Raw genomic sequence first — 26,706 nt, 5'->3', positions numbered from 1 at the left:
TCCCCCCAGGGGGGATACAATTGCCACATGAACGCGACACACAAGCACTCAACCCATCCCGATCTCGTGAAGCGGCTGAAACGCGCCGATGGTCATCTTCGGCACGTCATAGGGATGATCGAAAGTGGCGAATCCTGTCTCGACATCGCCCGCCAGCTCGCGGCGGTGGAAAGCGCGGTGACGGCCGCAAAGCGCGTCCTGATCCACGACCACATCGACCATTGCCTGGCCCATGACGAAGACTCCGTTTTGACCGAAATGAAGGCACTGACCAAACTGCTCTGAGGCCCGCCGATGCTCTCCGTCCTGAAGAACCGTACCTATCGTCACCTGTTCGCCGCTCAGGTGATTGCGCTTGTCGGCACCGGCCTGATGACGGTGGCCCTTGGCCTGCTTGCCTACGATCTGGCCGGGGCGAATGCCGGCGCGGTACTCGGGACGGCACTCGCAATCAAGATGCTGGCCTATGTCGGAGTCGCCCCGGTCGCGCAGGCGTTCGCCGACCGGCTGCCGCGACGGTCGTTGCTCGTTGCCCTTGACCTAGTACGAGCATCCGTTGCGCTCTGCCTGCCCTTTGTCAGCGAAATCTGGCAAATCTATCTGCTGATCTTCGTCTTGCAGGCGGCGTCCGCAGGCTTCACGCCGACCTTTCAAGCCACTATCCCGGACATCCTTCCCGACGAAGACGAGTACACGAAAGCACTGTCGCTTTCCCGGCTGGCCTACGATTTGGAAAGCCTGATTTCCCCGATGCTGGCCGCCGCGCTACTGACGGTCATCAGCTTCCACAACCTGTTTGCCGGAACGGTTCTCGGCTTCCTCGTGTCAGCCGCGCTTGTGGTCAGCGTGAGGCTTCCCACAACCGTTCCCGGCCCGTGTCGTGGCATATGGGATCGTACTACGCGGGGCACGCGCATTTACCTCGCCACGCCGCGCCTTCGGGGTCTGCTGGCGATCAGCCTCGCTGTGGCAGCAGCGGGGTCAATGGTGATCGTGAACACGGTGGTCATCGTGAAGGCACGCTTTGGCCTGGGCGAATCCGAGGTAGCGTGGGCGCTGGCGGCCTTCGGAGGCGGGTCGATGGTTGCGGCCTTCGCGCTGCCTCGCCTGCTCGACAAGATTGCTGATCGACCTGTCATGATTGCGGGAGCGACGATGCTGGTTGTGGGAACGGCAGCCGGGGCAATGATTCCGACCTATGCCGTTCTGGTGGTGATCTGGTTGGTGGTCGGCTTCGGCTACAGCGTGGCGCAAACACCTTCCGGCCGGCTGTTGCGCCGCTCCGCTCATCCCGAGGATCGCCCCGCGGTCTTTGCCGCGCAATTCGCCCTGTCCCATGCGTGTTGGCTCATTTGCTATCCCTTGGCCGGTCGCTTCGGCGCTGCCTTTGGGCTGCAATCGACCTTCATCATCATGTCGCTGATTGGTCTTGTCGGAGTGGGACTGGCGCTGTGGCTCTGGCCCGCTAGTGATTCTTCCGACATCGCCCACGATCATCTACCGCCAGATCATCCTCACTTGCGCGAACAAGCAGACCGAGGCGGGCACCGTCATCCCATGATCGTTGACGATCTGCACCGGGACTGGGCGCGCATTTAAGAACTGCCCGCCTTTCACATCGCTGATGCCTCCGGCCCGGATTGCTATTCGGGCCTGCGCGCTTCGCTTGCCAAAAACCGCGTGCGTGGAGGTGCGAGGGAGGCGGTCTTGCTGTCCCCTTCATCGTGCCACGGCGTTCTCGCCGTCAAGGGCTGCGCGCCGATGGCGCTTGCGTCCTGGCGGCCGTCGTTGACCCCTGACTGCTTGCGCTGCGCCGTGCCCCGGAAGGGTCGGGCAATTCCGCCCGGCAACCTTTCAGGAGTTCACCATGAACAACGCACTCATCACTGACGAGCAGCGCATCGTGCTGCTGGCCAACGGCCGCGAATCCTTGGAGAACCCGGACTTCGATCCGGCACCCGTCGTCAAGCTGTTCACGCCGGATGCCGGCGCGACCTGGCTGCTGACCGAGATTGATCCCGATGACCACGACCACGCCTTTGGTCTTTGCGACCTGGGCCTGGGGATGCCGGAAATCGGCTGGGTCAGCCTGGGCGAGCTGGCGACCGTGCGCGGCAGGCTGGGCCTGCCGATCGAGCGCGACCTGTCTTTCCGCGCCGAGAAGCGGTTGAGCGCCTACGCGCGCGATGCCCGGTTGGTCGGGCGTGTCGTCGTCTGAACCAGCCCTTGGAGCGCCGCAAGGCGCTCCTTGCGCTTTCCCAACCTTCGCAGGAGATCAATGCCATGAGCAGCCATCACGACTACATCATCGAAATCACGGCGCAACACGATGCGCTCAAGCCGTTCGCGCCGGAGAACGGTCAGCCCTTGCGCTTCAAGATCGGCGACGCGGTGATCTACACCAACGAGTTTGGCGCGCAGTTCCGGCGCCGCGTCACCGGGTTCTACCAGCCTACCGAGCCTTCGGGGCTGTATGCGCGTGGCAGGCGCTACTACCTGAACTCGACTTCGCCTTGGATGCCGGTTGCGGAATCCAGCCTGCGTCCTGACGACTCGGCGTGATGCCTAAGTGCCCCTGACGGGGCGCTGCGCGCTGCGCTTGCCTCCAGGGGAAAGCCCTGCGGGCTATCCCCGCCGCGCGGAGCTTGGCGCCCCTCAAAGGCCGCCGAACCGGCTGCGCCGGATCGGCCAGACCGCAGCAGCCGCTGTCGAACCTGTTTCCCGATGACTGGCGCATGAGCTTGTACATCGAGCCTTGGAGTCCGTGCGTCCCCGGCCAAGAAACATGGCCGGTCGCGCTGTCGTGCGCGTAGCGCATCGAGCCGCCTGCGGCGTCTCGCCCCTGACGGGCTTCCATCGTTCCCTCGCTCCGCTCGGCTGACGCCTCCGGCCCGGATTCCTAGATCCGGGCCTGCGCGCTTCGCTTGCCGTGCTGTCGGCGTGCTGAGGGGCCGTTGCCATGTCCAACCGTCTCCCCTGACTTCATCACCTTCACCGCGACTGTAGCCCGCGGCCGTGTGCCGTCAAGGCGCGCAGGGCCGTGTCCTCGGCTGCGCCTGCGGGCCGCACCAACCCTGCGCTTGCCTCCTTGACGGCCCCCGTCCGCGCGCTCCTGACCGTCGCGGGCGATGAACTCAGGAAAGACGGTGGCAACAGGGCCAACCGGGTTCCTCGTGCCGACCGCACCGAACCGCCGAAAGGCTGGGCTTCCGAATCTAGGAATCCGGTGTGCGGTGAACAGCAACCCCTTTTTTCTTTGTCAGGAGAAATGCCATGCAACTCGCATCCCGCTTCGCTTCCCGTTCCCCGGTGCTGCGTTCGGAACGTCCCTTGTCCGACGACCAAATCCGGGCCGTGGCCCCGTCCATCTTCGCGGACGCCCCGCACGAAAGCCGCTCTGAGCGGTACAGCTACATCCCCACCGCGACCGTGCTGCAAGAACTGCGCGGGGAAGGCTTCGAGCCTTTCATGGTGACGCAAACCCGCGTGCGCCACGACGACCGCCGCGACTACACCAAGCACATGATCCGGCTGCGCCACGCCAGCCAGATCAACGGCCGCGAGGCCAACGAAATCATCCTGCTGAACTCCCATGACGGCACCAGCAGCTATCAGATGCTGGCCGGGATGTTCCGCTTCGTTTGCAGCAATGGCCTTGTCTGCGGCGACACCGTGGCCGACGTGCGCGTGCCGCACAAGGGCGACGTAGCCGGGCACGTCATCGAAGGCGCTTACGAAGTCCTGCACGGCTTCGACCGGGCGCAGGAATCGCGCGATGCCATGCGCGCCATCACGCTCGACGCCGGGGAATCCGAAGTGTTCGCCCGCGCTGCGCTGGCGTTGAAGTACGACGAGGACAAGCCCGCGCCCATCACGGAATCGCAAATCCTGATGCCACGCCGCCACGACGACGACCGCCGCGACCTGTGGAGCGTGTTCAACCGCACGCAGGAGAACTTGACCAAAGGCGGCCTGTCCGCCCGCGCCGCGAATGGCCGCCGCCAGACCACCCGGCCCGTGCAGGGCATCGACCAAAGCGTGCGCCTCAATCGCGCCCTGTGGCTGCTGGCCGATGGCCTGCGCCAGTTGAAAGCCTGAATCCCCACGCGGCAGGGGCAGGCAGCAGCCCTTGCCGCTTCTCTCGCTGCTGCATCCCAACCGCAAGGAGTTATCACCATGAACGCTGTACTCAAAACCGAAACCGTCGCCATCGAAGCCGCCGCACCGCTGGAAGTGGCCGATCCGACCAAGAACCTGATCTTGGTTCCGCTGTCGCAACTGTTGCCGCGCCGCTCCAAGCGCAACGTCCGCACGACCCCGCGCCAGTCCATCCCCGAGCTGGCCGCGAGCATTGCCCGCATCGGCCTGCTGCAAAACCTGATCGTGATTGCATCCGCCGATGGCGAGGCTTACGAGGTGGTGGCAGGCGACCGCCGCCTGACCGCCTTGAAGCTGCTGGCGAAGAAGAAGCGCATCCCCACTGACTACGAAGTGCCGTGCCTGCTGGTGGCCGATGCGTCCGCCCGCACCGTCAGCCTCGCGGAGAACGTGCAGCGCGAGAACATGCACCCCGCCGACCAGTTCGCGGCCTTCGCCGCGCTGGTCAAGGAAGGCCGGCCCGTCGAGGACATTGCCGCCGACTTCGGCGTGTCCCCGCTGGTGGTGCAGCGCCGCTTGAAGCTGGCGAACGTCTCGCCGCGTCTCATGGCCGACTACCGGGCCGGTGGCGTGACGCTGGAACAGTTGATGGCCCTGACCATCACCGATGACCACGCCGCGCAGGAAGCCGCGTTCTATGGTGCGCCGGAATGGCAGCGCAGCCCGTCCAAGCTGCGCGAGCGCCTGACCGAGCGCGAAATCGACGCCACGCACGCGCTGGTGCGCTTCGTCGGGCTGGACACCTACCGGCAGGCAGGCGGCGGCATCCGCCGCGACCTGTTCGCGGAAGGCGATGCCGGAACCTACCTCACCGATACCGCAGTGCTGGAAACGCTGGTGCGCGACAAGCTGGCAACGCTGGCCGAGGACGTGCGCGGCGAGGGTTGGGCATGGGTGGAGGCCGTGCCGCATCTGGCCTACGAGGAACGGCAAGCGTTCCAGAACGCCCCGCGCCATCGCCGCGAGCCGACCACCCGCGAGGCCCGCCGCATCGCCTCGCTGGAAACCCGCCTCGAAAAGATCGACGCCGAACTGGAAGAAGCCTGCGACGCCGAGGACGAGGCCAAGGCCGAGAAGCTGGAACAGCGGCGCGATCAGGTGGTCGGGGAACTGCAAGACGCGGAGGACGCCTTACAAGGCTATGCGCCCGAGGTGCGCGAGGTGGCTGGTGCCATCGTCACCATCGACCGCAACGGCGAGGCCGTCATTCATCGCGGCCTGCTGCGCGAAGCCGAGGCCAAGGCGCTGCGCACGCTGGAAAAGCTGCGGCGCGGTTTCGGCAGCACCGAAGGCGAAGCCGCCAACGACGAGCACGAGGACGCCGACGACGCGCCCAAGGCCGCGAGCCTGTCCGACCGGCTGGCGCAGCGATTGAGCGCCCACCGCACGGCGGCGCTGCAAATCGAAGTCGCACGGCATCCGCACGTCGCGCTGGCCGCGCTGGTGCATGACATGGTGCAGACCGTCTTGCAGCCCGACGCCTATGGCGATGGCCTGCCGCTCGGCGTGCGCCTCACGGCGCAAGACCGGCTGGAAGGCATGGCCCCGGACTGGCCGGAATCGCCTGCTGCCGTGGCGCTGCGCGAACTGCAACAGGTGGCAGGTGAAGCCTTGCCGGAGGACAGCGCCGAACTGCTCGCCGTGCTGCTGGCGAAGTCGCAAGACGAACTGGTGCGGCTGCTGGCCGTGTGCGTGGCCTCCACGGTGGACGTGGTGACGCCTCGCGCCACGCCGCACCAGCCCGGCGCAGAACTGGCGCAGGCCGTGGGCCTCGACATGGCCGCATGGTGGAAGCCGACCGCAGAAGGCTACTTCAAGCACGTTCCGAAGGCCGTGATTCTGGATGCCGTGGGCGCGTTCGCACCGGAATCCGTCACCCGGCTGGCGAAGCTCAAGAAGGCCGACATTGCCAGCGAGGCCGAGCGGCTGGCCGATGGTACGGGCTGGATGCCCGCCATCTTCAAGGCCGCAGGCCCGCAGGATGCCGCGCAGGAGGCAGGCCCGGAGCAGGACGCCCCGGAAGATGCCGAAGCAATGGCGGATGAACCCGCCGAGGCGCTGGCCGCTTGACCCGCGCCGAAGGCAAGCGCCCCGGCCTCGACCGGGGCGCTTCGCTGGAAGGAGAAGCCCCCATGACCCGCACCACCACCCGCCGCCCGCGCATGGCGGCGATCTACGCCCCCGGCACTGTGCGCGCCCGCCGCTGGCACGGCGCAGGCGACGTGCGCGGCTACCGTCCGCCCTCGGGCTGGACAGCCCGCGCCGACCTCACCGACATTCATCCCATCACAGGCCGCGCCTTGCCGCGTGCCGTGTGGTGGCTCATCGAGACGAAGGGATAACCGCGATCAGCACCGCGCCCAGGCCGTACCGTCCTGGGCGCGGTGGACGCAAAATCCGGGCGCGGCAGTGGCCGCGCCCGGTGTTCCAAGCCCACAGCCGAATCGGAACGCCGCCGCCATCACGGCAGTTCAGGCGGCGGCGTTGACGTGACCGGGCTTCCCGCCCGGCGATGGCAGGCCCGCATGGGCCTGCAAGCCGAAGCGCCCGCAGTGCGCAGGAATCACCCGCAGTTTTCGGCTTGCCGCGTGCATACCCCGCAGCGTAAGCCGCGCCCATTTCATCAGAGGCATGTCCGCGTTTCCTGCTTGGAAATCTGGAACGGCCTGGGCGTGTCGGCGCGCAGCGCCGCCGGGCTTTCGGGCTACGCCCCGTGCCGTCTTTGCCGTCACGGCCCATTCGGCTTCAATCCCTTGTATCTTTGAAGTGCGTGTCCGGCAGTGCCGTCACGCCCGGACCTGTCAGGGTTCGGGGTTGGCCGCAGCATGTAGCCCGTCATCCCTCGGTGCCCATGGAGCCCGTGCGTGAGTCTTGGGCGCATGCATGCGCCCGATCTCTGAAAGCCCGAACAGTTGCGTGAACGCCGTTCGCATTTGCAAGGAAGGGACGCAGGGATCATGGCCAATCAAATTGCAGTCGGTATCGACATCTCCAAGAAGACCATGGATGTAGCCATGGGGCACGAGCAGCCTACGGCCATATTCAGCAACGATGGTGCCGGGCATCAAGCGTTGATCGAAGAGCTGAAAAACCATCAGGTCTCGCTGATCGTGATGGAGGCGACCGGACAGTACCAACTGGCCTGCGCCTGCGCACTTCAAGCTGCGGGATTCGCTGTCGTCGTCATCAACCCTCGGCAGGCACGGGACTTCGCCAAGGCCATGGGGCGCCTAGTCAAGACCGACAGCGTGGATGCCCGCATGCTGGCTGAGCTGGCCCAGGTGCTGAATCTGCGGCCGGATCGAGACCGCTTCATCAAGCCGATGCCAGACCAGGCGCAGCAATACCTTCATGCACTGGTGCTTCGACGCCGGCAACTGGTGCGCCTTCTGGTCAGTGAGCGCCAGCGCAAGCACATGGCGCATGCCGAGGTGGTGCAGGACATTGTGGAACTGATGGATGTGCTGTCGAGACAGCTTGAAGCGCTGGATCGGAGGATTGCGGAACACTTGGCGTACCATCAGCCCGATCTGGCCGCCTTGCTCAAGAGCGTCAAAGGGGTTGGTCCGGCAACGGCTGCGACGCTGATGTCCGAGCTGCCAGAGCTTGGCCGGCTCAAGGCCAGGCAGATCTCTGCGCTGGTAGGCGTCGCTCCGATGAACCGGGACTCGGGCCAGGCCCGCGGCAAACGCTTCATCTGCGGCGGACGTGCCGCGGTCAGGAGCGCTTTGTACATGGCCGCCATCGTCGCCATGCGTCACAACGCCGTGATACGGCGTTGCTATGAGCGTCTGCTGGCGGCAGGCAAGCCGAAGAAGGTGGCCATCGTGGCCTGCATGCGCAAGCTGCTGATTATCCTGAATGCCATGGTCAAAAGCGGGCGGCCATGGAATGACCAGCTTGCACAGGCCTGAAATTGCTGGAGAGTGTCCCCATGTCCGGCCGGCCGCTGCGCCGGCGAATGGGCTTCAGATACCCATCGCCATGACCCAGCCCGCCAGCCCGGCCAGCAGCACCACGAGCGCTGGCGGCACGCGTCCCACCGTCAGCAGCCCGAACGAGAGCAGCGCCAGCCCAAAATCCGCCTTGCCGTGGATGGCACTCGTCCATACCGGGTCATAGAGGGCGGACACCAGAATGCCGACCACGCCGGCGTTGATGCCGGCCATGGCCGTCTGGATGCCCGCGCGGTGGCGCAATCCTTCCCAAAATGGCAGTGCGCCGACCAGCACGAAGAAGGCCGGGAGGAAGATGGTGCCCAGGAGTGCCAGCCCGCCGATCCAGCCATGCAGCGGGCCGTGAGCAACCGCGCCGAGGTAGGCCGAGAACGTGAACAGCGGCCCCGGCACGGCCTGCGCCGCGCCGTAGCCGGCCAGGAAGTCGGCGTTGCTCACGACGCCGCTCGGCACCACGGCGGCCTGCAGCAGCGGCAGCACGACGTGCCCACCACCGAAGACCAATGCACCGGAGCGATACACCCCTTCCAGCAGCGCTATCGTGAACGAGTCCGTGGCTGCGGCCCACAGGGGCAGCCCAACGAGTGGGGCGGCAAACAGCAGCAGTGCCACGACGCCCAGCTTGCGCGAAACCGGGTAGCTATGGGCATGGCCGCCGCCAGGCTGTGCGATCTTCAAGCCCCACCAGCCCAGCAATCCCGCCACCGTGATGGCGGCGATCTGCCCCATCGCCGAGGGAAGAATGATGGTCAGCAGCGCCGCCAGAATGGCCAGGGCGGCGCGCGACCGGTCCGGGCACAACGACCGGGCCATGCCCCAGACTGCCTGGGCCACGATGGCCACGGCCACCACCTTGAGCCCATGGACCCAGCCGGACTGGGCCAGCCCCTGGTACTCGGCGATGCCAAAGGCGAACAGGATCAGCGCAATCGCCGATGGCAAGGTGAATCCGGCCCAGGCCGCCAGCAGCCCCAGCCAGCCCGCGCGGCCCAGCCCCAGCGCCATGCCCACCTGGCTGCTGGCCGGGCCGGGCAGGAGCTGGCACAGGGCGACCAGGTCGGAGTAGCTGCGGTCATCCAGCCAGCGGCGGCGCTCGACAAACTCCGAGCGGAAATAGCCCAGGTGCGCGATCGGCCCGCCGAAGGAGGTCAGCCCCAGCTTGAGAAAGGCGCCGAAGACTTCGACGGGTGAGCCGCGCGCGGCTGCGGACTCATGCTGCAAGGTGTTGGTTGAATCTGTCATTTGTGCATCGCCTCCCCGGTGAACTCCCGGATGCGTTCCTTGGCCAGTGCCAAGCCTTCCTTGCCCTTGGGCGTGATCGTGTAGAGCTTGCGCACGGTGCGCCCTTCACGCTCCTGGCGGGAGACGAGGTAGCCGTCGCGCTCCATCTTGTGCAACATCGGGTACAGCGTTCCGGGAGAGAGGCGGTAGCCGTGGTGGGCCAGCTCGTCGATCATCCATTGCCCGTAGATCTCCTGCTCGGCCGCGTGGTGCAGCACATGCAGGCGGATCAGTCCCGACAGCAAGTCGTGGTGCTCCATAGCGCGCGGTGTCGATTGTTCTTTCATATCGAATATCGATAACGAAATTCGATAATATCAGCTTCAGATCACCCGACTGCGCACGCAGAGGTATTTAGACCTTGCGACCCTCAGCATCCACCACGGCCTCACCATCCTCTTTGTTGAACGCGCCGCGCTGCGGCTGCGGCAAGATGTCCAGCACGGCCTCCGATGGCCGGCACAGGCGCGTGCCCAGCGGCGTGACCACGATGGGCCGGTTGATGAGGACGGGGTGCTGGAGCATGAAGTCGATCAACTGCACGTCGCTCCACTGCGGGTCATCCAGGCCCAGCTCGGCATAGGGCGTGCCTTTCTCGCGCAGCACGGCGCGCGCCGATACGCCCATCGCGGCGATCAGTGCCGTCAGCGTCGCCCGGTCGGGCGGCGTCTTCAGGTACTCGATGACCGTGGGCTCCTCGCCGCTGTTGCGGATCAGGGCCAGCACGTTGCGCGACGTGCCGCAGGCGGGGTTGTGGTAGATGGTGATGTTGCTCATGGTGGCTTGCCTGGGTTAGCGGGAGGGAGGGTTCGGGCCGCATTCGTACCAGCCGCGCGAGCGGTTGACCACGCGCACGACCAGCAGCATCACGGGTACCTCGATCAGCACGCCGACCACGGTGGCCAGCGCCGCGCCGGACTGGAAGCCGAACAGGCTGATGGCGGCGGCCACCGCCAATTCGAAGAAATTGGAAGCGCCGATCAGTGCCGACGGGCAGGCGATGCGGTGCTGCTCGCCCACCTGGCGGTTGAGCCAGTAGGCCAGCCCCGAGTTGAACAGCACCTGGATCAGGATGGGCACGGCCAGCATGGCGATCACCAGCGGTTGGCGCAGGATGGCCTCGCCCTGGAAGGCGAACAGCAGCACCAGCGTGAGCAGCAGCGCGGCCATGGACAGCGGGCCGATGCGGGCCAGCGCGGCATCGAAGGCGGCCTGGCCCTGGCGCAGCAGCGCGCGGCGCCAGAGTTGCGCGAGGATGACCGGGATCACGATGTAGAGCAGCACCGACACCATCAGCGTGCTCCAGGGCACGCTGATGGACGACAGGCCCAGCAGCAGGCCGACGATGGGCGCAAAGGCGAAGACCATGATGGTGTCGTTCAGCGCCACCTGCGACAGCGTGAACGCCGGGTCGCCGCCGGTCAGCCGGCTCCAGACGAAGACCATGGCCGTGCAGGGCGCGGCGGCCAGCAGGATCAGGCCGGCAACATAGCTGTCGAGCTGGTCGGCCGGCAGCCACTGGGCGAAGATCTGGCGCACGAAGATCCAGGCCAGCAGCGCCATCGAAAACGGCTTGACGGCCCAGTTGATGAACAGCGTCACGCCAATGCCGCGCCAATGCTGCCTGACCTGGCCCAGCGCACCGAAGTCCACCTTGAGCAGCATGGGAATGACCATGACCCAGATCAACAGGCCCACCGGCAGGTTGACCTGCGCGACCTCGAGGCGGCCGATGGCCTGGAACACGCCGGGTGCGAACTGGCCCAGGGCCACGCCCAGCACGATGCACAGGAACACCCACAGCGTCAGGTAGCGCTCGAAGAGGCTCATGGGCTGCGGCGCTTGTTCAGGCCGCAGCGCTTCAGGGATTGCATTCATTGCCCCGGCCTCACTTCGTACCGATATTGCGCAGCTCATGCTGCAACGACATGGCGTCCAGCCGCTGCAGCGGCAGCGACAGGAACAGCTCGATGCGTCGGCGCAGCGTCAGCGCCGCATCCGTGAATGCCTTGCGCTTCTGCTCATCGGTGCCTTTGACGGCTGCGGGGTCAGGAACGCCCCAATGCGCCGACATTGGCCGTCCCGGCCACACCGGGCAGACCTCGCCGGCGGCGTTGTCGCAGACCGTGAATATGAAATCCAGCTCCGGTGCACCGGGCGCCGCGAACTCATCCCAGTTCTTGCTGCGGTAGCCAGCGGTCGGCATGTGCAGCCGCTCCAGCGTGGCGAGCGCCAGTGGGTGGACTTCGCCCTTGGGGTGGCTGCCCGCCGAGTAGGCGCGAAAGCGCCCCTGGCCCAATTCATTGAGGATGCCTTCGGCCAGGATGGAGCGAGCCGAGTTACCCGTGCAGATGAACAGGGCGCTGTAGATCTTGTCGGTGGTCATGGGTATCTCACATCAGCAGCAGGAGGAGGCCGGCTTCACCGCAACGCCCATCGGCTTGCCGCGCACCGGGGTACAGCACGCTGCGGCGGAAGTCGCTGCAGGCGCCGCTTCGTTAAAGACCGGAATATTGCCCAGCGTGTGAAAGTGCTCCCAGGCCACGCCCTGCGGGTCGGTGATCCAGTGCTTCTCGCTGCGCGCGTAGCAGCAGGTCGTGGTGCCCTCGTCCAGCAGCGTCATGTCGGCCGCCTCGGCGCGGGCCTTCAGCACCGCCAATTCCTCGGCATCGTCGGTCTGGATACCCAGGTGGTCAATGCCCGGCTTGTTGCCACGTGTGGAGATGGCGAAGTTGACCGGCGGGTCTTCGAGCATCCATTTGGCGTAGTCGCTTTTGACGCGCGCGGGCTGCGCGGCGAACAGTTGGGAATAGAAGCCGATGCTGCGGTTCAGGTCATCGACGTGCAGGTGGACGTGGAAGCGCTTCATGGGGAGATCCTTTCAGCAGGAGGTACAGGCAGAGGAGGAATCACTGACCTCGCACGTGCTGCCTTGGCAGCAGTGCTCGGTCAGGTAGCCGAGCAGCCCATTCATCTGGCTGAAGTCGGCGCGGTAGATCAGGTTGCGGCCTTGCTGTTCGATGGTGACGAGGCCAGCATGAGCCAGTTCCTTCAGGTGGAAGGACAGCGCGTTGCGGGCCACGTCGAGCTGATCGGCCAGAACGCTGGGCGTGAGCCCTTCGGGGCCGGCGACGACTAGGGATCGGAACACGCGCAGGCGCTGGGCATGGGCCAGGGCACCGAGGGCGGAAACGGCTTGGGCTTCATTCATTATTCAATAATACATCAATTATTGAATCAATGGCAATGCCGCTTATGCTGGATCAAGCCTGCGTGGCTTGACTTTCAAGACAGTTGCTCACGCCTTCGCGCCTGCGGCGCTGCGCGCTTCGCTTGCCTCCAGGGGAAAGCCCTGCGGGCTATCCCCGCCGCGCGATGCTTGGCGCCCCTCGATGCCGCCGAACCGGCTGCGCCGGATCGGCCCGGCCCGCGCCCCGCCGCGACGGACGGGGCGCTGGCGAACACGCTGGCGCTTGCTGCGGCAGGTTGTGCAGGTGCATGCCGTCCTCAACGCTGGCGGTGCCTGCCCATCACGTCACGAAGGAGGTTCACGGACAACCCGCCCGGCATCGCTATGGAGCTTCCACGCCACGCCTCAAGAGCGGCGCCGCAAGGTGCGGCAGGGGCGTTCTCGCCTGTCGTCGGGTGGTTGACCTGGCCCGCGTCAGCGGGCGAGCCGGCGAAGCCTTCGGGCGGGGATGCCGAGTCGGCCCCATCTCCTTTCGGAGCGGTTCGGCCCAAGGCGTCCTTGTCTCGTTGTGAATCCTGGCGGGGCGCGGCTGCGCCTCGGGCTTCATGGCTGCAACCGTCCGGCGAAAACAATTTCCCCGCCGCTGCGCGGCTTCCTCGCGCAGCAAATTCTTTTCGCCTCCAGGCTCTCCACTGCGTTTCGACCGCAAGCGGTGCAGCCAGCCCGTCCCCCGCCGGCCGGATCACAACAAGGACGCGATGGGCGCGAACCTTGTTCAACCGAAAGGAGAAATCATCATGGCCAACATCGGCACCTTCACCGCAGACAAAGACGGCTTCACCGGCACGCTGCGCACCCTGACGCTCAACGTCAAGGTCAAGCTGGTTCCCAACGACAAGGGCAGCAGCGAGAACGCCCCCGACTTCCGCCTCCAAGCCGCCGGCCACGACATCGGCGCGGCGTGGAACAAGACCAGCGAGGCCGGGCGGGAATACAAGTCCGTGACCCTCGACGATCCTTCGTTCCCGGCTCCGGTCTATGCCCGCCTGATCGAAGGCGAGGACGGTACGCACGACCTGATCTGGTCGCGCAGCAAGCCCCAGGCGGCGTGACCGCCGCAGCGCCCCGCCCATCGCGGCGGGGCGCTGTGCTGCTGTTCGCAGCACATCACCACGTCACGCGCGCGGCTTCGCCGCGCCGCGCTCCTTCAGCACCGCCTCCAGCTCCCGGCGCACCTGCGCCAGCAGCTCGTCGGCCTTGTGCGGGCTGTCGCCCGCGTAGGCCAGCGTCAGCAGCGTGAGCGGGTGGATCTCCATCACCTCGCACAGCTCGGCCAGCTTATGCAGGGTCGGGCTTTTCAGGTCGCGTTCGAGGGTGCTCATATAGGTGCGGCTGGACACGTCAGAGAAGGCTTCCTGGCTCAAGCCACGCGCCTTCCTGACTGTCTTCAACGCCTTCGCCAATGAGTTCCCAGCCGCCACCTATGGTTTCCCTCGAAAAACCAAGATGACAGCCCATTGCGCCCTATAGGGCTACAATCTATAGTGTTCATTTGGTGTTCTACGTTTTCGTGCCTTTACGGAAATCCGCATTTGCTGGTTCCAGCAAAGCCACGCAAGCGCATCCGTGCTTGCACACGAAGGCGTAAATCCGGTTTGGCGGTTCTGCGCTTGGGCGTGAAACCGCATCCGTGCATCATTGGATTTGTGGGATTGCCAACCATGCCCCAGCCACTCGCCACCGTCCCGGAGCGCGCGCAACTGCTCGCCAACGGCGAGGCTCGTGCCGCCGGCCAGGCCATCGACCCGGTGCCCGTGGTGCGGCTGTTCACGCCGGACGCGCATGTGACCTGGCTGCTGGCCGCACTCGATCCCGCCGATGGCGACACCGCCTGGGGCCTCATCGACCTGGGAATCGGAATGCCGGCGCAAGGAACCGTCAAGCTGTCCGAGCTGGCTGGCATCGTCGGGCCGCATCAGCAGCCCGTGATGCGCGACCGCTACTTCCGGCCCACGCGCACGCTGTCGGAATACACCCGGCTGGCCGAGCGCGACGGGGCTATCCCGGACTGAACACAGCCTACTGTGACTTTTTCAGTCTGGTGTCATACCGGGCAGGTCTCAATCGAGATTCTTGCGGCGTAGCCGCGCCAGTCTGATCCAAACGGACATGATGCCTGACGCGGACTGCGGCAGGCTGGCCTGTACGGCGTCCCACGGGAGGGACGCTGCCGCCGCAGCATTGAGACGAATACCGCAACGCATCGGAGCCAGTCGGACTTGACAGCCCAACTATTCCCTTAACCCATTTCGTTCTGATGACACCGATGTAGCACGTAGTTCTTCCGTCGCGGCCAGTCCTGTTCGCAGGGAGGTTGCGTCATGGTCGATCGCAGCGCCGAGCACTGGTATCCGACTGCCGCGTATCTGTACGTGCTGCACTTGGACGACCTTGGGACGGCCTGGGAATATCTGCGCAGAAACCCCGATTACCGGCTCGACTGGCTGCGCCATCATCGCCGGCCGAAAGCCGCGCAGCAGGCGGCGCATCGCTGGGGCTTGCGCCTGCTGGAAGATCCGGCGTTGGATGCGCGCGACGCGCATCCAGCCTGGTTGCCCGGCCATGTGGCCGTGGTGCAGCTCTATCCCGACGCCGATCCGCCGCAGTATGCTCCCGCGTTCACGTTTTGGCGCATTGCCGGGCACAAGCAACTGCTCCATGACGGCAAAGGGCTGGCGCTGATGGCGCACAGCCCAGGTCATTGCCTGCGCTTCGCGCTGGCGCCCGGCCTGGAAGACGGGATGGCTGTCGCCTATGCCCGCCGCGGCGGCGCCGCCGCACCTGCGCGCAACCATGCGCTCGGCGCGGCCCTGGCTTCTGCGAAGCCCAGGCCGGCACCCGCCGCGCTGCTTGAGCTACACACCTTGCAGGCGCTCGACGCAACCCTAGCGGGTGCGTCCTTGCGCGAGGTGGCCGAAGGCTTGTTCGGCGGCGATGCCGCAGCCGATTGGTACAGCGACGGCGGCCTGCGCTCCAAGGTACGCCGCTTGGTACGGCGCGGCGATGCGCTGATGCGCGGCGGCTATCGCCGCCTAGCACAGCTTCCGCCGCTTGAGAAGGGTCGTTTTGAGGACGACGCAAAACGGCCCTGAGCAGGACAGCTTGGTTTTCTGAGACTGCCTCCATCCGGTTGCGCTGTGTGGCCGGAGCTTTGAAAGCTATGGAGGTTCACACCATGCGTCCCGCTCCTTTGCGGCCTGCCGCCACTGTCTCGACCGCTGCCGCGCAGCCCCAACGCTATCTCACCAACGACGAAGCCGCCGAGTACCTGCGGCTGTCGCCGCGCACGCTGGAAAAGCAGCGCGTGATCGGTGGTGGTCCGCGCTTTCGCAAGTTCGGCCGGCGCGTCATGTACGCCGTGGCCGACCTCGATGCCTGGGCCGCCGATCGCAGCTTCGAGACGACTTCCGATCCCGAGTACGCCGAGCACCACTCGGCCGACAGCCGTGCGCGCTGATCGGCGGCGCGCGGCAGGCCATCACCATGTCCAGCTCCGCGCTGCCGTTCCGGCAGCGGTCGTTGCAGGAGCGCGAACAGCTCGACCTGTTCCGCGCCTTGCCCGGCGACATGGCGCCGCGCGACAGCCAGGACTTGATGGCCTATCCGTTCTTCTCGCTCGGCAAGTCCAAGCGGGTCAAACCCATCGACTTCCGCGCGGGCAACGTGACGATCCGCGTAGAGGGCACGCAGGAGCACGGCATCGCCACGATTTGGGATGCGGACGTGCTGATATGGGCGGCCTCGCAGATCGTGGAAGCGAAGGACGCGGGCCTGCGCCCGTCGCGGCTGATGCGCGCGACGCCCTACGAGATCCTGCGCTTCATCGGGCGCGGCAAGTCGCTGCGAGACTACCAGCGCCTCAAGGCCGCGCTGGATCGCCTGCAATCGACCACGGTGGCCACGTCCATCCGCGAGACAACAGGCCGGCGCCTGCACCGCTTTTCGTGGATCAACGAATGGAAGGAACTGGCCGATGCCAGCGGCACGCCGCTGGGCATCGAGCTGATCCTGCCGGACTGGTTCTTTGCCGGCGTGCTCGACGCCGCGCTGGTGCTGACCATCGACCCGGCGTATTTCCGGCTCACCGGCGGCATCGAGCGGTGGCTGTACCGCCTGGTGCGCAAGCACGGCGGCAAGCAGGCATACGGCTGGCAGTTCGACTTTCGCTATCTGCACCAGAAGTCCGGCAGCACCGCGAAGCCCTACGACTTCGCCTGCGATCTGCGCGCGCTCGTCGCGCGGCAGTCGCTGCCCGGTTACGTCCTGGGCATCGAGCGGATGCCCGACAACGGCATGGAACTGCTGACGTTCCGGCCCGTGCCGCAGACGGCACGGGGATAACTCCGGGAAAGCCTGTGGATGGTGTCGTGCTATCAGGCGTGCGGGGTATCGTGCTATCAGGCGTGGGACTATCGTGCTATCAGGCGTGCCGATCGGCCGCAAACCCGCGCCAGCATTGGGTTTGTTCGCCCTCTAACTTCCCTAACTTAATTTCTCTAACTTTTAGTAGAGAAACGCCGTTGCGGTGGACAACCACCACGCGGCCACAAGCGCAGCAGCCAAAGCCCGGCTTTCCAACACGGAGGGCCGCGCCATGATCGTCGCTCTGCTCAACCAGAAAGGCGGCGTGGGCAAGACCACGCTCGCCACGCACATCGCCGGCGAGCTGGCGATGCGCGGCCAGCACGTCGTCCTGCTGGACGCCGACCCGCAGGGTTCATCGCTGGACTGGACACAGCGCAGAAGCCAACAAGGCTTGCCGCGGCTGTTCAGCGCCGTGGGCCTCGCACGCGAAACGCTGCACCAAGAGGCGCCAGAACTCGCCAAGCGGGCCGATCACGTCGTCATCGACGGCCCGCCGCGCATCGCGGCGCTGGCGCGCTCCGCGCTTCTGGCGGCCGAGCGCGTGCTGATCCCGGTGCAGCCCAGTCCCTACGACCTGTGGGCCAGCGCCGAGATGGTGGCGCTGATCCGCGAAGCGCAGGTGTTTCGGCCCGCGCTGCGCGCGGCCTTCGTCATCAACCGGCGCGTCAGTACCACCGTGATCGGGCGCGAAGCGCGCCAGGCGCTGGCCGACCAGCCGCTTCCTGCGCTGCGCGCGGAAGTGCATCAGCGCATCGTGTTCGCCGACAGCGTGGCCGCTGGCCGGCTTGCACGCGAGACGGCGCCGGACAGCGCCGCCGCGCGCGAAATCACTGCGCTGGTGGACGAACTGCTGCGGTGGCCGACATGACAGCGAAGCCGCCACCTCGCGCAAAGCGCGTCGGCATCGGCGCGCGTCCACCGGCTAATCCGCACGCCGAGGCGTGGATTCGCCAGGGCGATGCCGATGCGCTTAACAAGGGCGACCTCTACACCGCCCGTCTGACCCTCGACATCACGCCCGCGATGCGGGCGCGCATCAAGGTATCGGCCTTCACGCAGGGCGTGACCGTGGCCGACCTGCTGCGCGGCCTGCTGGAACGGGAGTTTCCAGAGCACCGCAGGGAGAACACCCCATGACCGCATCCGCTTCGCCTGCCTCTGGCGCGGCCACGGCTGCGCTCGCAGCACCTTCCGGCCAGCTTGCCAGCGCGCCGCTGACGCGCGTGGCGCTGGCCTACATCGAACCGCGCTTCAAGCTCTACCTGCGCTTCGGCGAACCTGCGCGCACGCACCAGCTCGACCGCTGGCGGCGCTGCGCCGTGTTCCTGCCGGGCGCCATGTTGTGCCGCATCCGGTGGCAGGCCAACGACTACGGCACTGTTCGCTGGCAGCTCATGGTGATGCAGGCTTGCACGCCACTAGATGCGGCACAGCGCATCCCCGGCGTGCAGCCGGGCGCGCGCCTGCTGCTGCACGCCGAGGGCGAGAACCAAGTGCGCGCCGTGCTGGAGCGCATCGACGCCATCGAAGCGCTGGGTATCGCACCCGCCGCTGTCTCGCCCGCGTACTGGCGCACGCTCGCCAACCGTCTCGCTGCGCGCTTACCGCTGCCCGAATACACCGCCGAGCGGCACGCCGCCTGGCTCATCGGGAGGGAACTACCATGACCGCCGTTTCGACTGCCAGCACCGCGCCGCGTCCTCGCTCGCGCTTGCGCGCTCGCCTCGTGCTGGCGGGCCTGTCCGCCTGCGGCCTCGCTGCGCTGGCCTGGGCGTCCTTCGTGCATCCGCTGCCGCGCCTGATCTACAACCCATCCGACAGCGTGGCGGTCGGCTGGTATCGCGTCGATCCGCTGCACCACGGCACCGCCTCGCTGCCACGTCCTTTGTCCGTGGGCAGCATCGTCCTGACCACGCTGCCGCCAGACGCCGCCGTGCTGGCCGCGCAGCGCGGCTACCTGCCGACGCGCGTGCCGCTGCTCAAGCGCGTGGGCGCCGTCGCGCCGCAGGAGGTGTGCATCACTGGCCGCGTTGTCCGCATTGACGGCGTGCTTTCGGCCGCCGTGCTGCCTGCTGACCGCTGGGGCCGGCCGCTGCCATCCTGGCAGCAATGCCGTCGCCTCGAACCCGGCGAACTGTTCCTCTTGAGTGTGACCAACCAGGCGTCGTTCGACAGCCGGTATTTCGGGCCGGTCAGCACATCCGCCGTGATCGGCGTCGCGCATCCGGTCTGGCTGGAGTCACGCCCATGATGGCGGCTGATTCGCTGCACGTTGCCGTGCATCTCATCGTGCCATCGGGCGTGCCGCTCCAGTGGCTCTCCGCGTGTCGTCGCGCGTGCAGTGCCAGCGCATCCGCGCTGCACTTCGCGCAGCCTTCCCATGTGCAGGCGTCTTGCCTCGAACGCGCCCGGCCTGTGGCCGTCGCCGCGTTCGCCGGCGCGCTGGCTGCTCACGCAGCAGCGCCGCCGGGCCGCCGCTGCCCGGAGCGCCAGCGAGGGGCAAAGGCGGAAGGCAAGACAAAAGGACGCGGCACCGGGCCGCGTCGAAAGCCAGTCTGCACGTGGGGGTGGCGCAGCACGCAGCGGCTTCGCCGCCGTGCCGCTTGTGGCGCGAGGCCCGCGCCAATGCAGGCATGTCCGCGTGCTTTGCACGACCGGACACGCCAGAGGTTGCAGAGGGCATAACCATGACCGACCGCCGCGATGATGATTTCCGCATCCGCCCCAGCGCCCCGAAGAACCGAGGCCAGGGCTTCGTCTCCAAGGTGCTCAAGCAGGCGGGCAAGGCCAGCGGCGGCAAGTCCTCGGTGCGCCGTCCTGGGACGACTGGCGGCACCGGGAGGGGCACCGTCCAGCGGCCCGGCTCGCGCCTGGGTCGCGGCCACACGGCGGCGCGCTTCGCGGGGGCGAAGCTCACGCCCATGTCGCGGCGCGTGACCATCAAGACGCTGCTGGTCAACCAGCGCCAGGCCAGTCCGCAGTCGCTCGCCAAGCACCTGCGCTACATCGAGCGCGATGGCGTGGGCCGCGATGGCGAGCCGGGCCAAGCCTACGGGCCGCAGACCGATGCTGCCGACCTCGACGGCTTCAAGGAACGCTGCGCGGATGACCGGCACCACTTCCGCTTCATCCTCTCGCCCGAGGATGGCGCGGAACTCGAAGACCTGCGCACCTACACGCGGCATCTCATGGGCCGCATGGAGGCCGACTTGGGCACGGGCCTCGATTGGGTGGCCGTGAACCACTGGAACACCGACAACCCGCACACGCACATCGTCGTGCGCGGGCGCGACGACACCGGCAAAGACCTCATCATCGCGGGCGACTACATCACCGATGGTTTCCGCCATCGCGCCGCCGAACTGGCAACCGAATGGCTGGGGCCGCGCACCGAGCTGGAGATCAAGCAGACCTTGCAGCGCGAGGTGGAACAGGAGCGGTGGACGAGCCTCGACCGCACCCTCCAACGCGAGGCCGGCGAGGACGGCCGGGTGCAGACCGAACGCTTCAACGAACCGATGCTGCAACGCCAGCGCCTGCCGCTGATCGGCCGCCTGCAACGCTTGCAGCGCCTGGGCCTGGCCGACGAGCTGCGGCCGGGCACCTGGGTCGTCCATGCCGACGCGGAGAAGACCCTGCGCGCCCTGGGCGAGCGTGGCGACATCATCCGCACCATGCAGCGAGCCATGCGCGGCCAGCCGCGCGAGCTGGCGGTGTTCGAGCCGGGCGACGACGACCGCACCATTCTCGGCCGCGTGGCCGCGAAGGGGCTGGCCGACGAGCTGCGCGACCGGGGCTACCTGGTCATCGACGGCGTGGACGGCAAGGCCCACTACGTCGCGCTCAACGCCCGCGACGAGCTGGCGAACTATCCGACCGGCGCCGTGGTGGAGGTCAAGGGTTCGGCCGACGTGCGCGCGGCCGACAAGAACATCGCTGCACCGGCGAGCGATGGCCTGTATCGCACCGATCATCACCTGGCGATTGAGCAAGGCCGGGCCACGCATGGGCGCGATCCGCAGGAAATCGTCGCGGCTCACGTTCGCCGCCTTGAAGCCCTGCGCCGGGCCGGCATCGTGGAGCGCGTGGCCGAAGGTTTGTGGAAGGTGCCGGGCGACCTGCCCGAGCAGGGCCGCCGCTACGACGCGCAGCGCCTGGGCGGCGTGGCGGTGGAACTGAAATCGCACCTGCCTATCGAGCGGCAGGCCCGCGTGATGGGGGCCACCTGGCTCGACCACCAACTGATCGGCGGCGGCTCGGGCCTTGGCAACCTGGGCTTTGGCAGCGAGGCCAAACAGGCGATGCAGCAGCGCGCCGACTTCCTGGCCGAACAGGGGCTGGCCGAGCGCCGTGGGCAGCGCGTAATCCTGGCCCGGAACCTGTTGGGCACGCTGCGCAATCGGGAATTGGCGCAGGCCGCCAAGGACATTGCGGCCGAAACCGGCTTGGAGCACCGGCCCGTGTCCGACGGCCAACGCGTGGCTGGCATCTACAGGCGTTCCGTCATGCTCGCTAGCGGGCGCTACGCGATGCTCGATGACGGCATGGGGTTCAGCCTGGTGCCGTGGAAGCCGGTGATCGAGCAGCGGTTGGGACAGCAACTCGCTGCGACCATTCACAAAGGATCGGCTTCCTGGGAACTCGGAATTCGTCGAGGTATATCGATTGGATAGAAGTTAGTCTTCCGTCAACAGGTGTAGCCATCCCTTGCTAGCGGCTTCCATAGAACTTTTCCACGAACGAGCGACGGTAACTCTGGTGGCAGGCTAGGCAGCTTTGCTGGGTTTTGGAGAAAGCCGCGATGACTGCTTGGCCGTCATTCCGCTGTGCAGCCTCGCCCATGGCGGTCGCGGCGTCATGGACCTGTCCATCAAGACCCCGAAACTTTCCAGCGTCTGCCCCAAGCCAGGCAAGGATGCGCATCTTTTCCGACATGGGCGGCTCGGCATGCTTGGCGATTCGTGGTGCTAGCTCGGCGACCAGTGGCCAGTCTTCTTTGGAGATCGCGCCCGTGACGGCTTGCATGTCGCGACCGAGTCTTTCCATTATGGTACGAAGCGCCATTGGCTTTGCTGACCTGCCCCCTTCGATAGGGCCACGGAGCTTCTAGTAAAGTCCTGTTCAAACATGCTCCTGCAAGACAGGAGCGCCTACTGGTGCCGGATGCTTCGCCGCGAATTCGGCCGGCGACTGGTAGTTCAATGCGCTGTGCGGCCGTGCCTCGTTGTAGTCCCGGCGCCATGCCGACACCACGGCCCGGGCGTGGGCGAGCGTCGTGAACCAGTGCTCGTTCAGACACTCGTCACGAAACTTGCCATTGAACGACTCGATGTACGCATTCTGCGTCGGCTTGCCCGCCTGAATCAATTTCAACGTCACGCCGTTGGCGTAGGCCCACTGGTCCAGCGCGCGGCTCGTGAATTCGGGTCCCTGGTCCGTGCGCAACGCTTTCGGGTAGCCCCTGAAGCGCGCCACCCGGTCCAGCACGCGCGTCACATACCGACCCGAGATGCCGTGGTCCACCACGATCTCGACCGCTTCCTTGGTGAAGTCGTCGACAATGGTCAGGCACTTCAGGCGACGCCCGTTGGACAATGCGTCCATCACGAAATCGAGGGACCACACCTCGTTCGGCGTACTCGGCAAAGCCAGCTGCTCGCGCTCGACCATCACGCCGTGGCGCCGTCGCCGGCGCCGCACGGCCAGTCCGGCCTCGCGATACAGCCGGTGCACGCGCTTGTGGTTTACGTGCCTTCCTTCGCGCGCCAGCAGCGCGTGTAGCCGCCGATAGCCGAAACGCCGCCTCTGGTGCCCCAGCTCGATGAGGCGCGCCTTGAGCGCCTCATTCTCGTGGTCCGGCTGCGCTTCATAATGCAGCACGCTGCGCGAAAGCCCGACAAGCCGGCAGGCACGGCGCTCGGAGACATTGACCTTCTGCCGAATCGCCGCGACCGCCTCGCGCCTGGCCTGCGGGCTCAGGGCTTTCCCTTCACGACCACCTTCAGGGCTTCCATATCGAGCATCGCCTCGGCCAGCAGCTTCTTCAGCCTCGCGTTCTCGGCTTCCAGCTCCTTGAGCCGACGGGCTTCCGACACCTCCATGCCGCCGAACTTCGCGCGCCACGTGTAGAACGAGGCGTCACTGAACCCATGCTTCCTGCACAGCTCCTTCACCGGCAGGCCCGCCTCCGCTTCCTTCAGGAAGCCGATGATCTGTTCTTCCGAAAAGCGCTTCTTCATGTCCGTCTTCCTCTCCGAAAACGGACTTTACTAGATTCCGACTGGCCCGGTTTACGGGGAGCAGGTCATTGCCGCCTCTACGGACTGCGCACCGAGTGCCGTGGCGAAGTTTGCCAAGAGCACGGACAGCGAGACGGTGAAGAACGATCTGGGTTTCAGGGGCTGGTTCACGAATTTCTCCATTGATGTTGTGACGAATGCTTTGGGTCTAACGAATGGTTGCAGGTGTCCTCAAAATTCCAGACTCAGCGCGATCGATCCGAATGCGTGATGGCCCGCCTGCTGGTCGAACTCGCGGGTTCTCCAAACGCGCATCACGGCGAGCCGCACGCCACGTCCAGCAACGATCCATTGGCTACTGATGCCGAGAGCTGCTTGCGCGACCCAAGGCCGCCGGCTGACATGATGGCTATGCCGGAACATGTTTCCGTCGAGTGAGAAGTCCCAGGCGACGGCTTTACCCTCCAGGCTCAGGAAGACATGTGCCCCAGGTTTGGGCGCCAGGACCGATTGCGGCGTTGTCGTGCGCAGATCGGCAACACCAGAGGGCGGGCGGTTCTCCGCGCCAGGGCGGATCGGATAGCTGCCGAAGTCGTTCGGTATGTTCCAGCCCGCGCGAAACTCCACGCCGGTACTGGCGGCGGTTTCGATGTTTCCGACCCGCAAGGCATAGCTGCCGATCACGTCGCTGCCCCATCCAGGACGGACGGCACCCTCCGTGTACGGCTTGAACTTGCGCTCCATGGCCATCTGAAATGCCGGCTCGTTGCGCAACTGGTTGTTCCAGCCGCGAAAGCGCTCAATGCCGCGTGCGCGATGCACCAGATCCTGAGATTGCTCGGCCAGCGACCAGGGGCCGATCACGCCCAGGGTCAACTCACGCACGTCAAGCATTTCGTAGCTGGCAGCTTGTGGGTGGATGCGGCGATTCCACGCCAAACCCAGGTAGAGCAAACCAGCGTACGGTCGGTCATCTGGAATCACATCGGTGCGCGTCTTGTTCTCGGGCGTGTACATGGCTTGGCCAAAGCGCACAACGAGGTTTTGCGACGACGAGTGGGCGCCGGCTTCGTGCCAGAAGCCTGGATCAGCCCAGCCGATGAAGCGGGCGTACAAACCAATCGGCTGGGGCAGGCACTCCGGACGGAGCCCGCCTTGCAGATCGCGTGAGACTGCTGTTAGCGCGACACCGTTGGTGTAGTTGCGATCGGAGCCGGTGAACAAATCGTTCTCCAGACGCAGGGTGCCGCCCCGCCAGCGCAGGGATTGCTCTGGCGAGCAGGAGGAAGGATTTGTAGAGAGCGAGACTTCGGAACCGAAAGTAGAGATCGGGCTGAACAATGCACCCGCAATCAACAAGGTGACGCACTGTCAACAGCAACTTAGAAGTGACCCACTTGGGCCGTTGTGCAGCACATTAGATTTGACCCACCTGGGTCACCAAGTTGATGCCCAGCATGTTGCGTGACCCTGGGTCAGCGTCAGTTGCTGGCCATCGGTTTCGCCTGACCCAGGGTCAAACGATGTTGCTGATCATCACTTACGCGTGCATCTCCAGTTGCTGTTCAGCACTTTCGGATGCACGGGATCGGATCACGCCGGCTTTTCGCTTGTCCTTCAGTCGGTAGCTTTCGCCTTTGATCTGTAGAACATGGCTGTGATGCAGGAGGCGGTCGAGCAACGCGGCCGTGAGCGTCTGATCTCCGGCGAACGTCTGGTCCCATTGCCCGAACGGCAAGTTGCTCGTTACGATCACGGAACCCTTTTCATACCGCTTGGCGATCACCTGGAAGAACAGATTGGCATCGTCCCGGCCGAGCGGCAGATAGCCGACCTCATCAATGATCAACAGCCGTGGGTTCATGATGTTGCGCTTCAGGAAGTCGGCCAATCGATCCTGCCGGGAAGCGGCGGCCAAGGCAATGACGAGATCCGCCGCAGAGATGAAGCGCGTCTTGATCCCCATCTGCGTTGCGATGTAACCGAGTGCGATCGCCAGATGCGTTTTGCCAAGGCCGCTCGGCCCGAGCAACACGATGTTCTCGGCGCGCTCGACGAAGGCCATCGACGACAGCTCCAGCACCGATTTCTTGGCAACGCCGTGAGCAAACGTAAAGTCGAACTCCTCCAGCGTCTTCAGCACAGGGAAGCCGGCCGTGCGCAGCAACATGGATTTGGTCCGCGTGTGCTTCGCGTCCATCGCAGATTTCAACAGCGCCTCGAAGAAGTCGGCAAACGTGAGTTGGTTCGCTGCCGCGCGAGCTGCCAACATGCTGTACTGCTCGCCCATCGTGTCGATCCGCAGTTGTCGACAGGCTTCGAGGATACGTTCGTGCTGGATGTCCATCAACGTGCCTCCGTCAGCAGGGCTTGATACACTGACAGCTGATGCTGCAGCGGCGTATCATCGAACCGCGACGGCGGTGGCATCGTCGGCACGGAAGCTGACGGCAGGTTCGCGCGCCACGGCTCCGGCAACTGCTGCAGCTTCGGTTGCTCAAGCAGGAGACGCTCGAGCGGCGACTGTCCAGTCGTGCCGTGGATGCGCACATTGGCGACATCTCTCAGCCAGCGCACGACCTCGGCGTTCGCCGTGGTCGCGTCAAGCGAGAGGCGATCCTGAGCGAGCCGGCTTGCCAGCGGATTGTAGAAGCTGCGGCGCAGGTATCCGTTGAAGCGCTCAACCTTCCCCTTGGTCTTCGCTCGGTAGGGCTTGCACAGGCGCGGCACGAAGCCGTGGTGCTTCGCAAAGTCGAGGAAGGCCGGTTGATAGCGATGCAGTCCGGGACCATAGGCGTCTCGGCCAATCACCACCGTCTTGACGTTGTCGTACAGGACCTCGCGAGGAACCCCACCGAAGAAGTCGAACGCGCGCTCATGGCATCCCAGCAGCGTCGGCAATCGTTCGTCGGTCACGAACTCGACGTAACTCGCCCGACTGTAACCGAGCGTCGCAACGAATGCCGACAGCGGCAGCTTGCCACGTCGCAACACGATCCAGTCGACCTGCATCTGCTGCCCCGGATCGGTTTCGAAACGTACCAGTGGCTCCGGCGCCTTGATCGACTTCAGCGACCGCAGATAGACCCGCAGCCGCGTCAGGCCTCCGTCATAACCCATCGCGCGAATCTCGATCAGCAGCGCGGTCGCCGGCAGCCAGGCCGGATGCGCTGCGCGAACCCGGTCATGCAGATAGGTTTTGAACGGATCGAGCTTCTGCGTGCGCCCCGATCGCGGCGCACGATCCTGCTCAGCACAACTGCGTAAGTATTTGCGCACGGTGTTCCTCGACAACCCCAGTTCCCGCGAGATCTCCCGGATTCCTAATCCTTGGCGGGCCAACACACGTATTTCCACGATTACCTCCCTTGTAAGCACTGGCCCTCCAAAAAGGGCCCATCCTACCCGGGTGGGTCAAATCCAATGTGCTGCCGCTGGGTCATTTTCAACGTGCTGC

The 26,706-nt window shown here is 65.7% G+C and carries 31 protein-coding genes and 1 pseudogene; 18 read left to right on the top strand and 14 right to left on the bottom strand.

Annotated features, from left to right (window positions below):
- Positions 1–27 precede the first annotated feature (27 nt).
- The 7 genes from BBJ41_RS10815 to BBJ41_RS10785 all read left to right on the top strand — a co-directional run bounded on the left by BBJ41_RS10815 (position 28) and on the right by BBJ41_RS10785 (position 6,500).
- Entirely contained in the window at positions 28–285 is a 258-nt protein-coding gene (locus tag BBJ41_RS10815) for a metal-sensing transcriptional repressor (protein ID WP_003111693.1), read from the top strand.
- A 9-nt stretch (positions 286–294) separates the two neighbouring features.
- Positions 295–1,599: an MFS transporter gene (locus BBJ41_RS10810; RefSeq protein ID WP_038206985.1), complete on the top strand. Its 1,305-nt coding sequence runs from the start codon at positions 295–297 to the stop codon at positions 1,597–1,599.
- A 268-nt stretch (positions 1,600–1,867) separates the two neighbouring features.
- On the top strand, positions 1,868–2,218 hold the full coding sequence (locus tag BBJ41_RS10805) for a DUF2958 domain-containing protein (RefSeq protein WP_023114168.1): 351 nt from the start codon (positions 1,868–1,870) through the stop codon (positions 2,216–2,218).
- Between the two features lie 8 nt (positions 2,219–2,226).
- The gene (locus BBJ41_RS10800; protein WP_456151302.1) at positions 2,227–2,562 is read left to right on the top strand and encodes a hypothetical protein; all 336 of its coding nucleotides are present in this window, start codon (positions 2,227–2,229) and stop codon (positions 2,560–2,562) included.
- A gap of 711 nt (positions 2,563–3,273) precedes the next feature.
- Entirely contained in the window at positions 3,274–4,098 is an 825-nt protein-coding gene (locus tag BBJ41_RS10795; RefSeq protein WP_017677013.1) for a DUF932 domain-containing protein, read from the top strand.
- Positions 4,099–4,176: 78 nt separating this feature from the next.
- The gene (locus tag BBJ41_RS10790; RefSeq protein WP_023114170.1) at positions 4,177–6,228 is read left to right on the top strand and encodes a ParB/RepB/Spo0J family partition protein; all 2,052 of its coding nucleotides are present in this window, start codon (positions 4,177–4,179) and stop codon (positions 6,226–6,228) included.
- 62 nt (positions 6,229–6,290) lie between these two features.
- Entirely contained in the window at positions 6,291–6,500 is a 210-nt protein-coding gene (locus BBJ41_RS10785) for a hypothetical protein (protein ID WP_023114171.1), read from the top strand.
- A 129-nt stretch (positions 6,501–6,629) separates the two neighbouring features.
- Here BBJ41_RS10785 and BBJ41_RS40330 read toward each other — a convergent pair whose 3' ends face one another.
- Positions 6,630–6,791: a hypothetical protein gene (locus BBJ41_RS40330; protein ID WP_023114172.1), complete on the bottom strand. Its 162-nt coding sequence runs from the start codon at positions 6,789–6,791 to the stop codon at positions 6,630–6,632.
- 324 nt (positions 6,792–7,115) lie between these two features.
- Between BBJ41_RS40330 and BBJ41_RS10780 the strand changes: the two genes are divergently transcribed.
- Positions 7,116–8,072 carry an IS110 family transposase gene (locus BBJ41_RS10780; protein WP_027457584.1) on the top strand — a complete coding sequence of 319 codons (957 nt, stop codon included), beginning with the start codon at positions 7,116–7,118 and terminating at the stop codon, positions 8,070–8,072.
- 54 nt (positions 8,073–8,126) lie between these two features.
- Here the strand turns inward: BBJ41_RS10780 and chrA are convergent, their stop codons facing one another.
- From chrA to BBJ41_RS10745, 7 genes are all read right to left on the bottom strand, one after another.
- Entirely contained in the window at positions 8,127–9,356 is a 1,230-nt protein-coding gene (gene chrA / locus BBJ41_RS10775; protein WP_049405859.1) for a chromate efflux transporter, read from the bottom strand.
- A complete protein-coding gene (locus BBJ41_RS10770; RefSeq protein ID WP_223277441.1) occupies positions 9,353–9,682 on the bottom strand; it encodes a PadR family transcriptional regulator in 330 nt (109 codons plus the stop codon). The genes chrA and BBJ41_RS10770 overlap by 4 nt, the downstream gene beginning before the upstream one ends.
- Before the next feature lie 67 nt (positions 9,683–9,749).
- Complete coding sequence (gene arsC / locus BBJ41_RS10765; RefSeq protein WP_027457581.1) at positions 9,750–10,172, bottom strand: arsenate reductase (glutaredoxin); 423 nt, start codon at positions 10,170–10,172, stop codon at positions 9,750–9,752.
- A gap of 15 nt (positions 10,173–10,187) precedes the next feature.
- Entirely contained in the window at positions 10,188–11,273 is a 1,086-nt protein-coding gene (gene arsB, locus BBJ41_RS10760) for an ACR3 family arsenite efflux transporter (RefSeq protein ID WP_069744862.1), read from the bottom strand.
- A 10-nt stretch (positions 11,274–11,283) separates the two neighbouring features.
- Positions 11,284–11,781, bottom strand: a complete 498-nt coding sequence (locus BBJ41_RS10755; RefSeq protein ID WP_027457579.1) for an arsenate reductase ArsC — start codon at positions 11,779–11,781, stop codon at positions 11,284–11,286.
- A gap of 12 nt (positions 11,782–11,793) precedes the next feature.
- Positions 11,794–12,264: an ArsI/CadI family heavy metal resistance metalloenzyme gene (locus tag BBJ41_RS10750; RefSeq protein ID WP_069744861.1), complete on the bottom strand. Its 471-nt coding sequence runs from the start codon at positions 12,262–12,264 to the stop codon at positions 11,794–11,796.
- A gap of 12 nt (positions 12,265–12,276) precedes the next feature.
- Positions 12,277–12,606: an ArsR/SmtB family transcription factor gene (locus tag BBJ41_RS10745; protein ID WP_027457577.1), complete on the bottom strand. Its 330-nt coding sequence runs from the start codon at positions 12,604–12,606 to the stop codon at positions 12,277–12,279.
- Positions 12,607–13,382: 776 nt separating this feature from the next.
- Between BBJ41_RS10745 and BBJ41_RS10740 the strand changes: the two genes are divergently transcribed.
- Entirely contained in the window at positions 13,383–13,697 is a 315-nt protein-coding gene (locus BBJ41_RS10740; RefSeq protein WP_023103964.1) for a DUF736 domain-containing protein, read from the top strand.
- Positions 13,698–13,760: 63 nt separating this feature from the next.
- Here the strand turns inward: BBJ41_RS10740 and BBJ41_RS10735 are convergent, their stop codons facing one another.
- Entirely contained in the window at positions 13,761–14,066 is a 306-nt protein-coding gene (locus tag BBJ41_RS10735) for a helix-turn-helix domain-containing protein (protein WP_023103963.1), read from the bottom strand.
- Positions 14,067–14,306: 240 nt separating this feature from the next.
- Between BBJ41_RS10735 and BBJ41_RS10730 the strand changes: the two genes are divergently transcribed.
- The 9 genes from BBJ41_RS10730 to BBJ41_RS10690 all read left to right on the top strand — a co-directional run bounded on the left by BBJ41_RS10730 (position 14,307) and on the right by BBJ41_RS10690 (position 21,683).
- On the top strand, positions 14,307–14,657 hold the full coding sequence (locus tag BBJ41_RS10730; RefSeq protein ID WP_023103962.1) for a DUF2958 domain-containing protein: 351 nt from the start codon (positions 14,307–14,309) through the stop codon (positions 14,655–14,657).
- Positions 14,658–14,966: 309 nt separating this feature from the next.
- The gene (locus BBJ41_RS10725; RefSeq protein ID WP_023114173.1) at positions 14,967–15,737 is read left to right on the top strand and encodes a DUF2285 domain-containing protein; all 771 of its coding nucleotides are present in this window, start codon (positions 14,967–14,969) and stop codon (positions 15,735–15,737) included.
- Between the two features lie 83 nt (positions 15,738–15,820).
- Entirely contained in the window at positions 15,821–16,102 is a 282-nt protein-coding gene (locus tag BBJ41_RS10720; RefSeq protein ID WP_003107109.1) for a helix-turn-helix transcriptional regulator, read from the top strand.
- Between the two features lie 26 nt (positions 16,103–16,128).
- Entirely contained in the window at positions 16,129–16,986 is an 858-nt protein-coding gene (locus tag BBJ41_RS10715; protein WP_023103960.1) for a replication initiator protein A, read from the top strand.
- 253 nt (positions 16,987–17,239) lie between these two features.
- Entirely contained in the window at positions 17,240–17,878 is a 639-nt protein-coding gene (gene parA, locus BBJ41_RS10710; protein ID WP_011516027.1) for a ParA family partition ATPase, read from the top strand.
- Positions 17,875–18,147 (top strand): hypothetical protein, encoded by a 273-nt coding sequence (locus BBJ41_RS10705; protein ID WP_011516028.1) that lies wholly within the window; start codon positions 17,875–17,877, stop codon positions 18,145–18,147. Before parA ends, BBJ41_RS10705 begins: the two co-directional genes overlap by 4 nt.
- Positions 18,144–18,677, top strand: a complete 534-nt coding sequence (locus BBJ41_RS10700) for a DUF2840 domain-containing protein (RefSeq protein WP_011516029.1) — start codon at positions 18,144–18,146, stop codon at positions 18,675–18,677. The genes BBJ41_RS10705 and BBJ41_RS10700 overlap by 4 nt, the downstream gene beginning before the upstream one ends.
- Complete coding sequence (locus BBJ41_RS10695) at positions 18,674–19,261, top strand: S26 family signal peptidase (RefSeq protein ID WP_011516030.1); 588 nt, start codon at positions 18,674–18,676, stop codon at positions 19,259–19,261. The genes BBJ41_RS10700 and BBJ41_RS10695 overlap by 4 nt, the downstream gene beginning before the upstream one ends.
- A 436-nt stretch (positions 19,262–19,697) precedes the next feature.
- Entirely contained in the window at positions 19,698–21,683 is a 1,986-nt protein-coding gene (locus BBJ41_RS10690; protein ID WP_069746431.1) for a relaxase/mobilization nuclease domain-containing protein, read from the top strand.
- Positions 21,684–21,720: 37 nt separating this feature from the next.
- Here BBJ41_RS10690 and BBJ41_RS10685 read toward each other — a convergent pair.
- The 5 genes and pseudogenes from BBJ41_RS10685 to istA form a co-directional block, all read right to left on the bottom strand.
- Positions 21,721–22,086, bottom strand: a pseudogene (locus BBJ41_RS10685) (cytochrome c); the annotation flags it as partial.
- Between the two features lie 45 nt (positions 22,087–22,131).
- Positions 22,132–23,249 (bottom strand): IS3 family transposase gene (locus BBJ41_RS10680; RefSeq protein WP_370512851.1). Its coding sequence is split into 2 segments (ribosomal slippage): positions 22,132–22,991 and positions 22,991–23,249, totalling 1,119 coding nucleotides; the frame shifts between segments, so codons are not numbered across the junction.
- Between the two features lie 231 nt (positions 23,250–23,480).
- On the bottom strand, positions 23,481–24,590 hold the full coding sequence (locus BBJ41_RS10670; RefSeq protein WP_231886079.1) for a lipid A deacylase LpxR family protein: 1,110 nt from the start codon (positions 24,588–24,590) through the stop codon (positions 23,481–23,483).
- Positions 24,591–24,789: 199 nt separating this feature from the next.
- Positions 24,790–25,596 (bottom strand): IS21-like element ISRme20 family helper ATPase IstB, encoded by an 807-nt coding sequence (gene istB / locus BBJ41_RS10665; RefSeq protein ID WP_011516034.1) that lies wholly within the window; start codon positions 25,594–25,596, stop codon positions 24,790–24,792.
- The gene (gene istA, locus BBJ41_RS10660; protein ID WP_042976508.1) at positions 25,596–26,627 is read right to left on the bottom strand and encodes an IS21-like element ISRme20 family transposase; all 1,032 of its coding nucleotides are present in this window, start codon (positions 26,625–26,627) and stop codon (positions 25,596–25,598) included. The genes istB and istA overlap by 1 nt, the downstream gene beginning before the upstream one ends.
- Positions 26,628–26,706 lie beyond the last annotated feature (79 nt).

Origin of the sequence: Burkholderia stabilis (assembly GCF_001742165.1) — a bacterium.
In the GTDB taxonomy this organism is placed as follows: Bacteria; Pseudomonadota; Gammaproteobacteria; order Burkholderiales; family Burkholderiaceae; genus Burkholderia; species Burkholderia stabilis.
The sequence above is the reverse complement of the archived record's forward strand: the minus strand, read 5'-3'. Positions and strand labels throughout refer to the sequence as shown.

Excerpts from the sequence above, each read along its gene's own strand:
- BBJ41_RS10790 (WP_023114170.1), top strand. The coding sequence starts at position 4,177 with ATGAACGCTGTACTCAAAACCGAAACCGTCGCCATCGAAGCCGCCGCA.
- BBJ41_RS10715 (WP_023103960.1), top strand. The coding sequence starts at position 16,129 with ATGTCCAGCTCCGCGCTGCCGTTCCGGCAGCGGTCGTTGCAGGAGCGC.
- BBJ41_RS40330 (WP_023114172.1), bottom strand. The coding sequence starts at position 6,791 with ATGCCTCTGATGAAATGGGCGCGGCTTACGCTGCGGGGTATGCACGCG.
- BBJ41_RS10785 (WP_023114171.1), top strand. The coding sequence starts at position 6,291 with ATGACCCGCACCACCACCCGCCGCCCGCGCATGGCGGCGATCTACGCC.
- parA (WP_011516027.1), top strand. The coding sequence starts at position 17,240 with ATGATCGTCGCTCTGCTCAACCAGAAAGGCGGCGTGGGCAAGACCACG.
- istB (WP_011516034.1), bottom strand. The coding sequence starts at position 25,596 with ATGGACATCCAGCACGAACGTATCCTCGAAGCCTGTCGACAACTGCGG.
- BBJ41_RS10805 (WP_023114168.1), top strand. The coding sequence starts at position 1,868 with ATGAACAACGCACTCATCACTGACGAGCAGCGCATCGTGCTGCTGGCC.
- BBJ41_RS10745 (WP_027457577.1), bottom strand. The coding sequence starts at position 12,606 with ATGAATGAAGCCCAAGCCGTTTCCGCCCTCGGTGCCCTGGCCCATGCC.
- BBJ41_RS10730 (WP_023103962.1), top strand. The coding sequence starts at position 14,307 with ATGCCCCAGCCACTCGCCACCGTCCCGGAGCGCGCGCAACTGCTCGCC.
- chrA (WP_049405859.1), bottom strand. The coding sequence starts at position 9,356 with ATGACAGATTCAACCAACACCTTGCAGCATGAGTCCGCAGCCGCGCGC.
- BBJ41_RS10740 (WP_023103964.1), top strand. The coding sequence starts at position 13,383 with ATGGCCAACATCGGCACCTTCACCGCAGACAAAGACGGCTTCACCGGC.
- BBJ41_RS10770 (WP_223277441.1), bottom strand. The coding sequence starts at position 9,682 with ATGAAAGAACAATCGACACCGCGCGCTATGGAGCACCACGACTTGCTG.
- BBJ41_RS10755 (WP_027457579.1), bottom strand. The coding sequence starts at position 11,781 with ATGACCACCGACAAGATCTACAGCGCCCTGTTCATCTGCACGGGTAAC.
- BBJ41_RS10720 (WP_003107109.1), top strand. The coding sequence starts at position 15,821 with ATGCGTCCCGCTCCTTTGCGGCCTGCCGCCACTGTCTCGACCGCTGCC.
- BBJ41_RS10795 (WP_017677013.1), top strand. The coding sequence starts at position 3,274 with ATGCAACTCGCATCCCGCTTCGCTTCCCGTTCCCCGGTGCTGCGTTCG.
- BBJ41_RS10810 (WP_038206985.1), top strand. The coding sequence starts at position 295 with ATGCTCTCCGTCCTGAAGAACCGTACCTATCGTCACCTGTTCGCCGCT.
- BBJ41_RS10695 (WP_011516030.1), top strand. The coding sequence starts at position 18,674 with ATGACCGCCGTTTCGACTGCCAGCACCGCGCCGCGTCCTCGCTCGCGC.
- BBJ41_RS10750 (WP_069744861.1), bottom strand. The coding sequence starts at position 12,264 with ATGAAGCGCTTCCACGTCCACCTGCACGTCGATGACCTGAACCGCAGC.
- arsC (WP_027457581.1), bottom strand. The coding sequence starts at position 10,172 with ATGAGCAACATCACCATCTACCACAACCCCGCCTGCGGCACGTCGCGC.
- BBJ41_RS10780 (WP_027457584.1), top strand. The coding sequence starts at position 7,116 with ATGGCCAATCAAATTGCAGTCGGTATCGACATCTCCAAGAAGACCATG.
- BBJ41_RS10700 (WP_011516029.1), top strand. The coding sequence starts at position 18,144 with ATGACCGCATCCGCTTCGCCTGCCTCTGGCGCGGCCACGGCTGCGCTC.
- BBJ41_RS10690 (WP_069746431.1), top strand. The coding sequence starts at position 19,698 with ATGACCGACCGCCGCGATGATGATTTCCGCATCCGCCCCAGCGCCCCG.
- BBJ41_RS10815 (WP_003111693.1), top strand. The coding sequence starts at position 28 with ATGAACGCGACACACAAGCACTCAACCCATCCCGATCTCGTGAAGCGG.
- arsB (WP_069744862.1), bottom strand. The coding sequence starts at position 11,273 with ATGAATGCAATCCCTGAAGCGCTGCGGCCTGAACAAGCGCCGCAGCCC.
- BBJ41_RS10725 (WP_023114173.1), top strand. The coding sequence starts at position 14,967 with ATGGTCGATCGCAGCGCCGAGCACTGGTATCCGACTGCCGCGTATCTG.
- BBJ41_RS10705 (WP_011516028.1), top strand. The coding sequence starts at position 17,875 with ATGACAGCGAAGCCGCCACCTCGCGCAAAGCGCGTCGGCATCGGCGCG.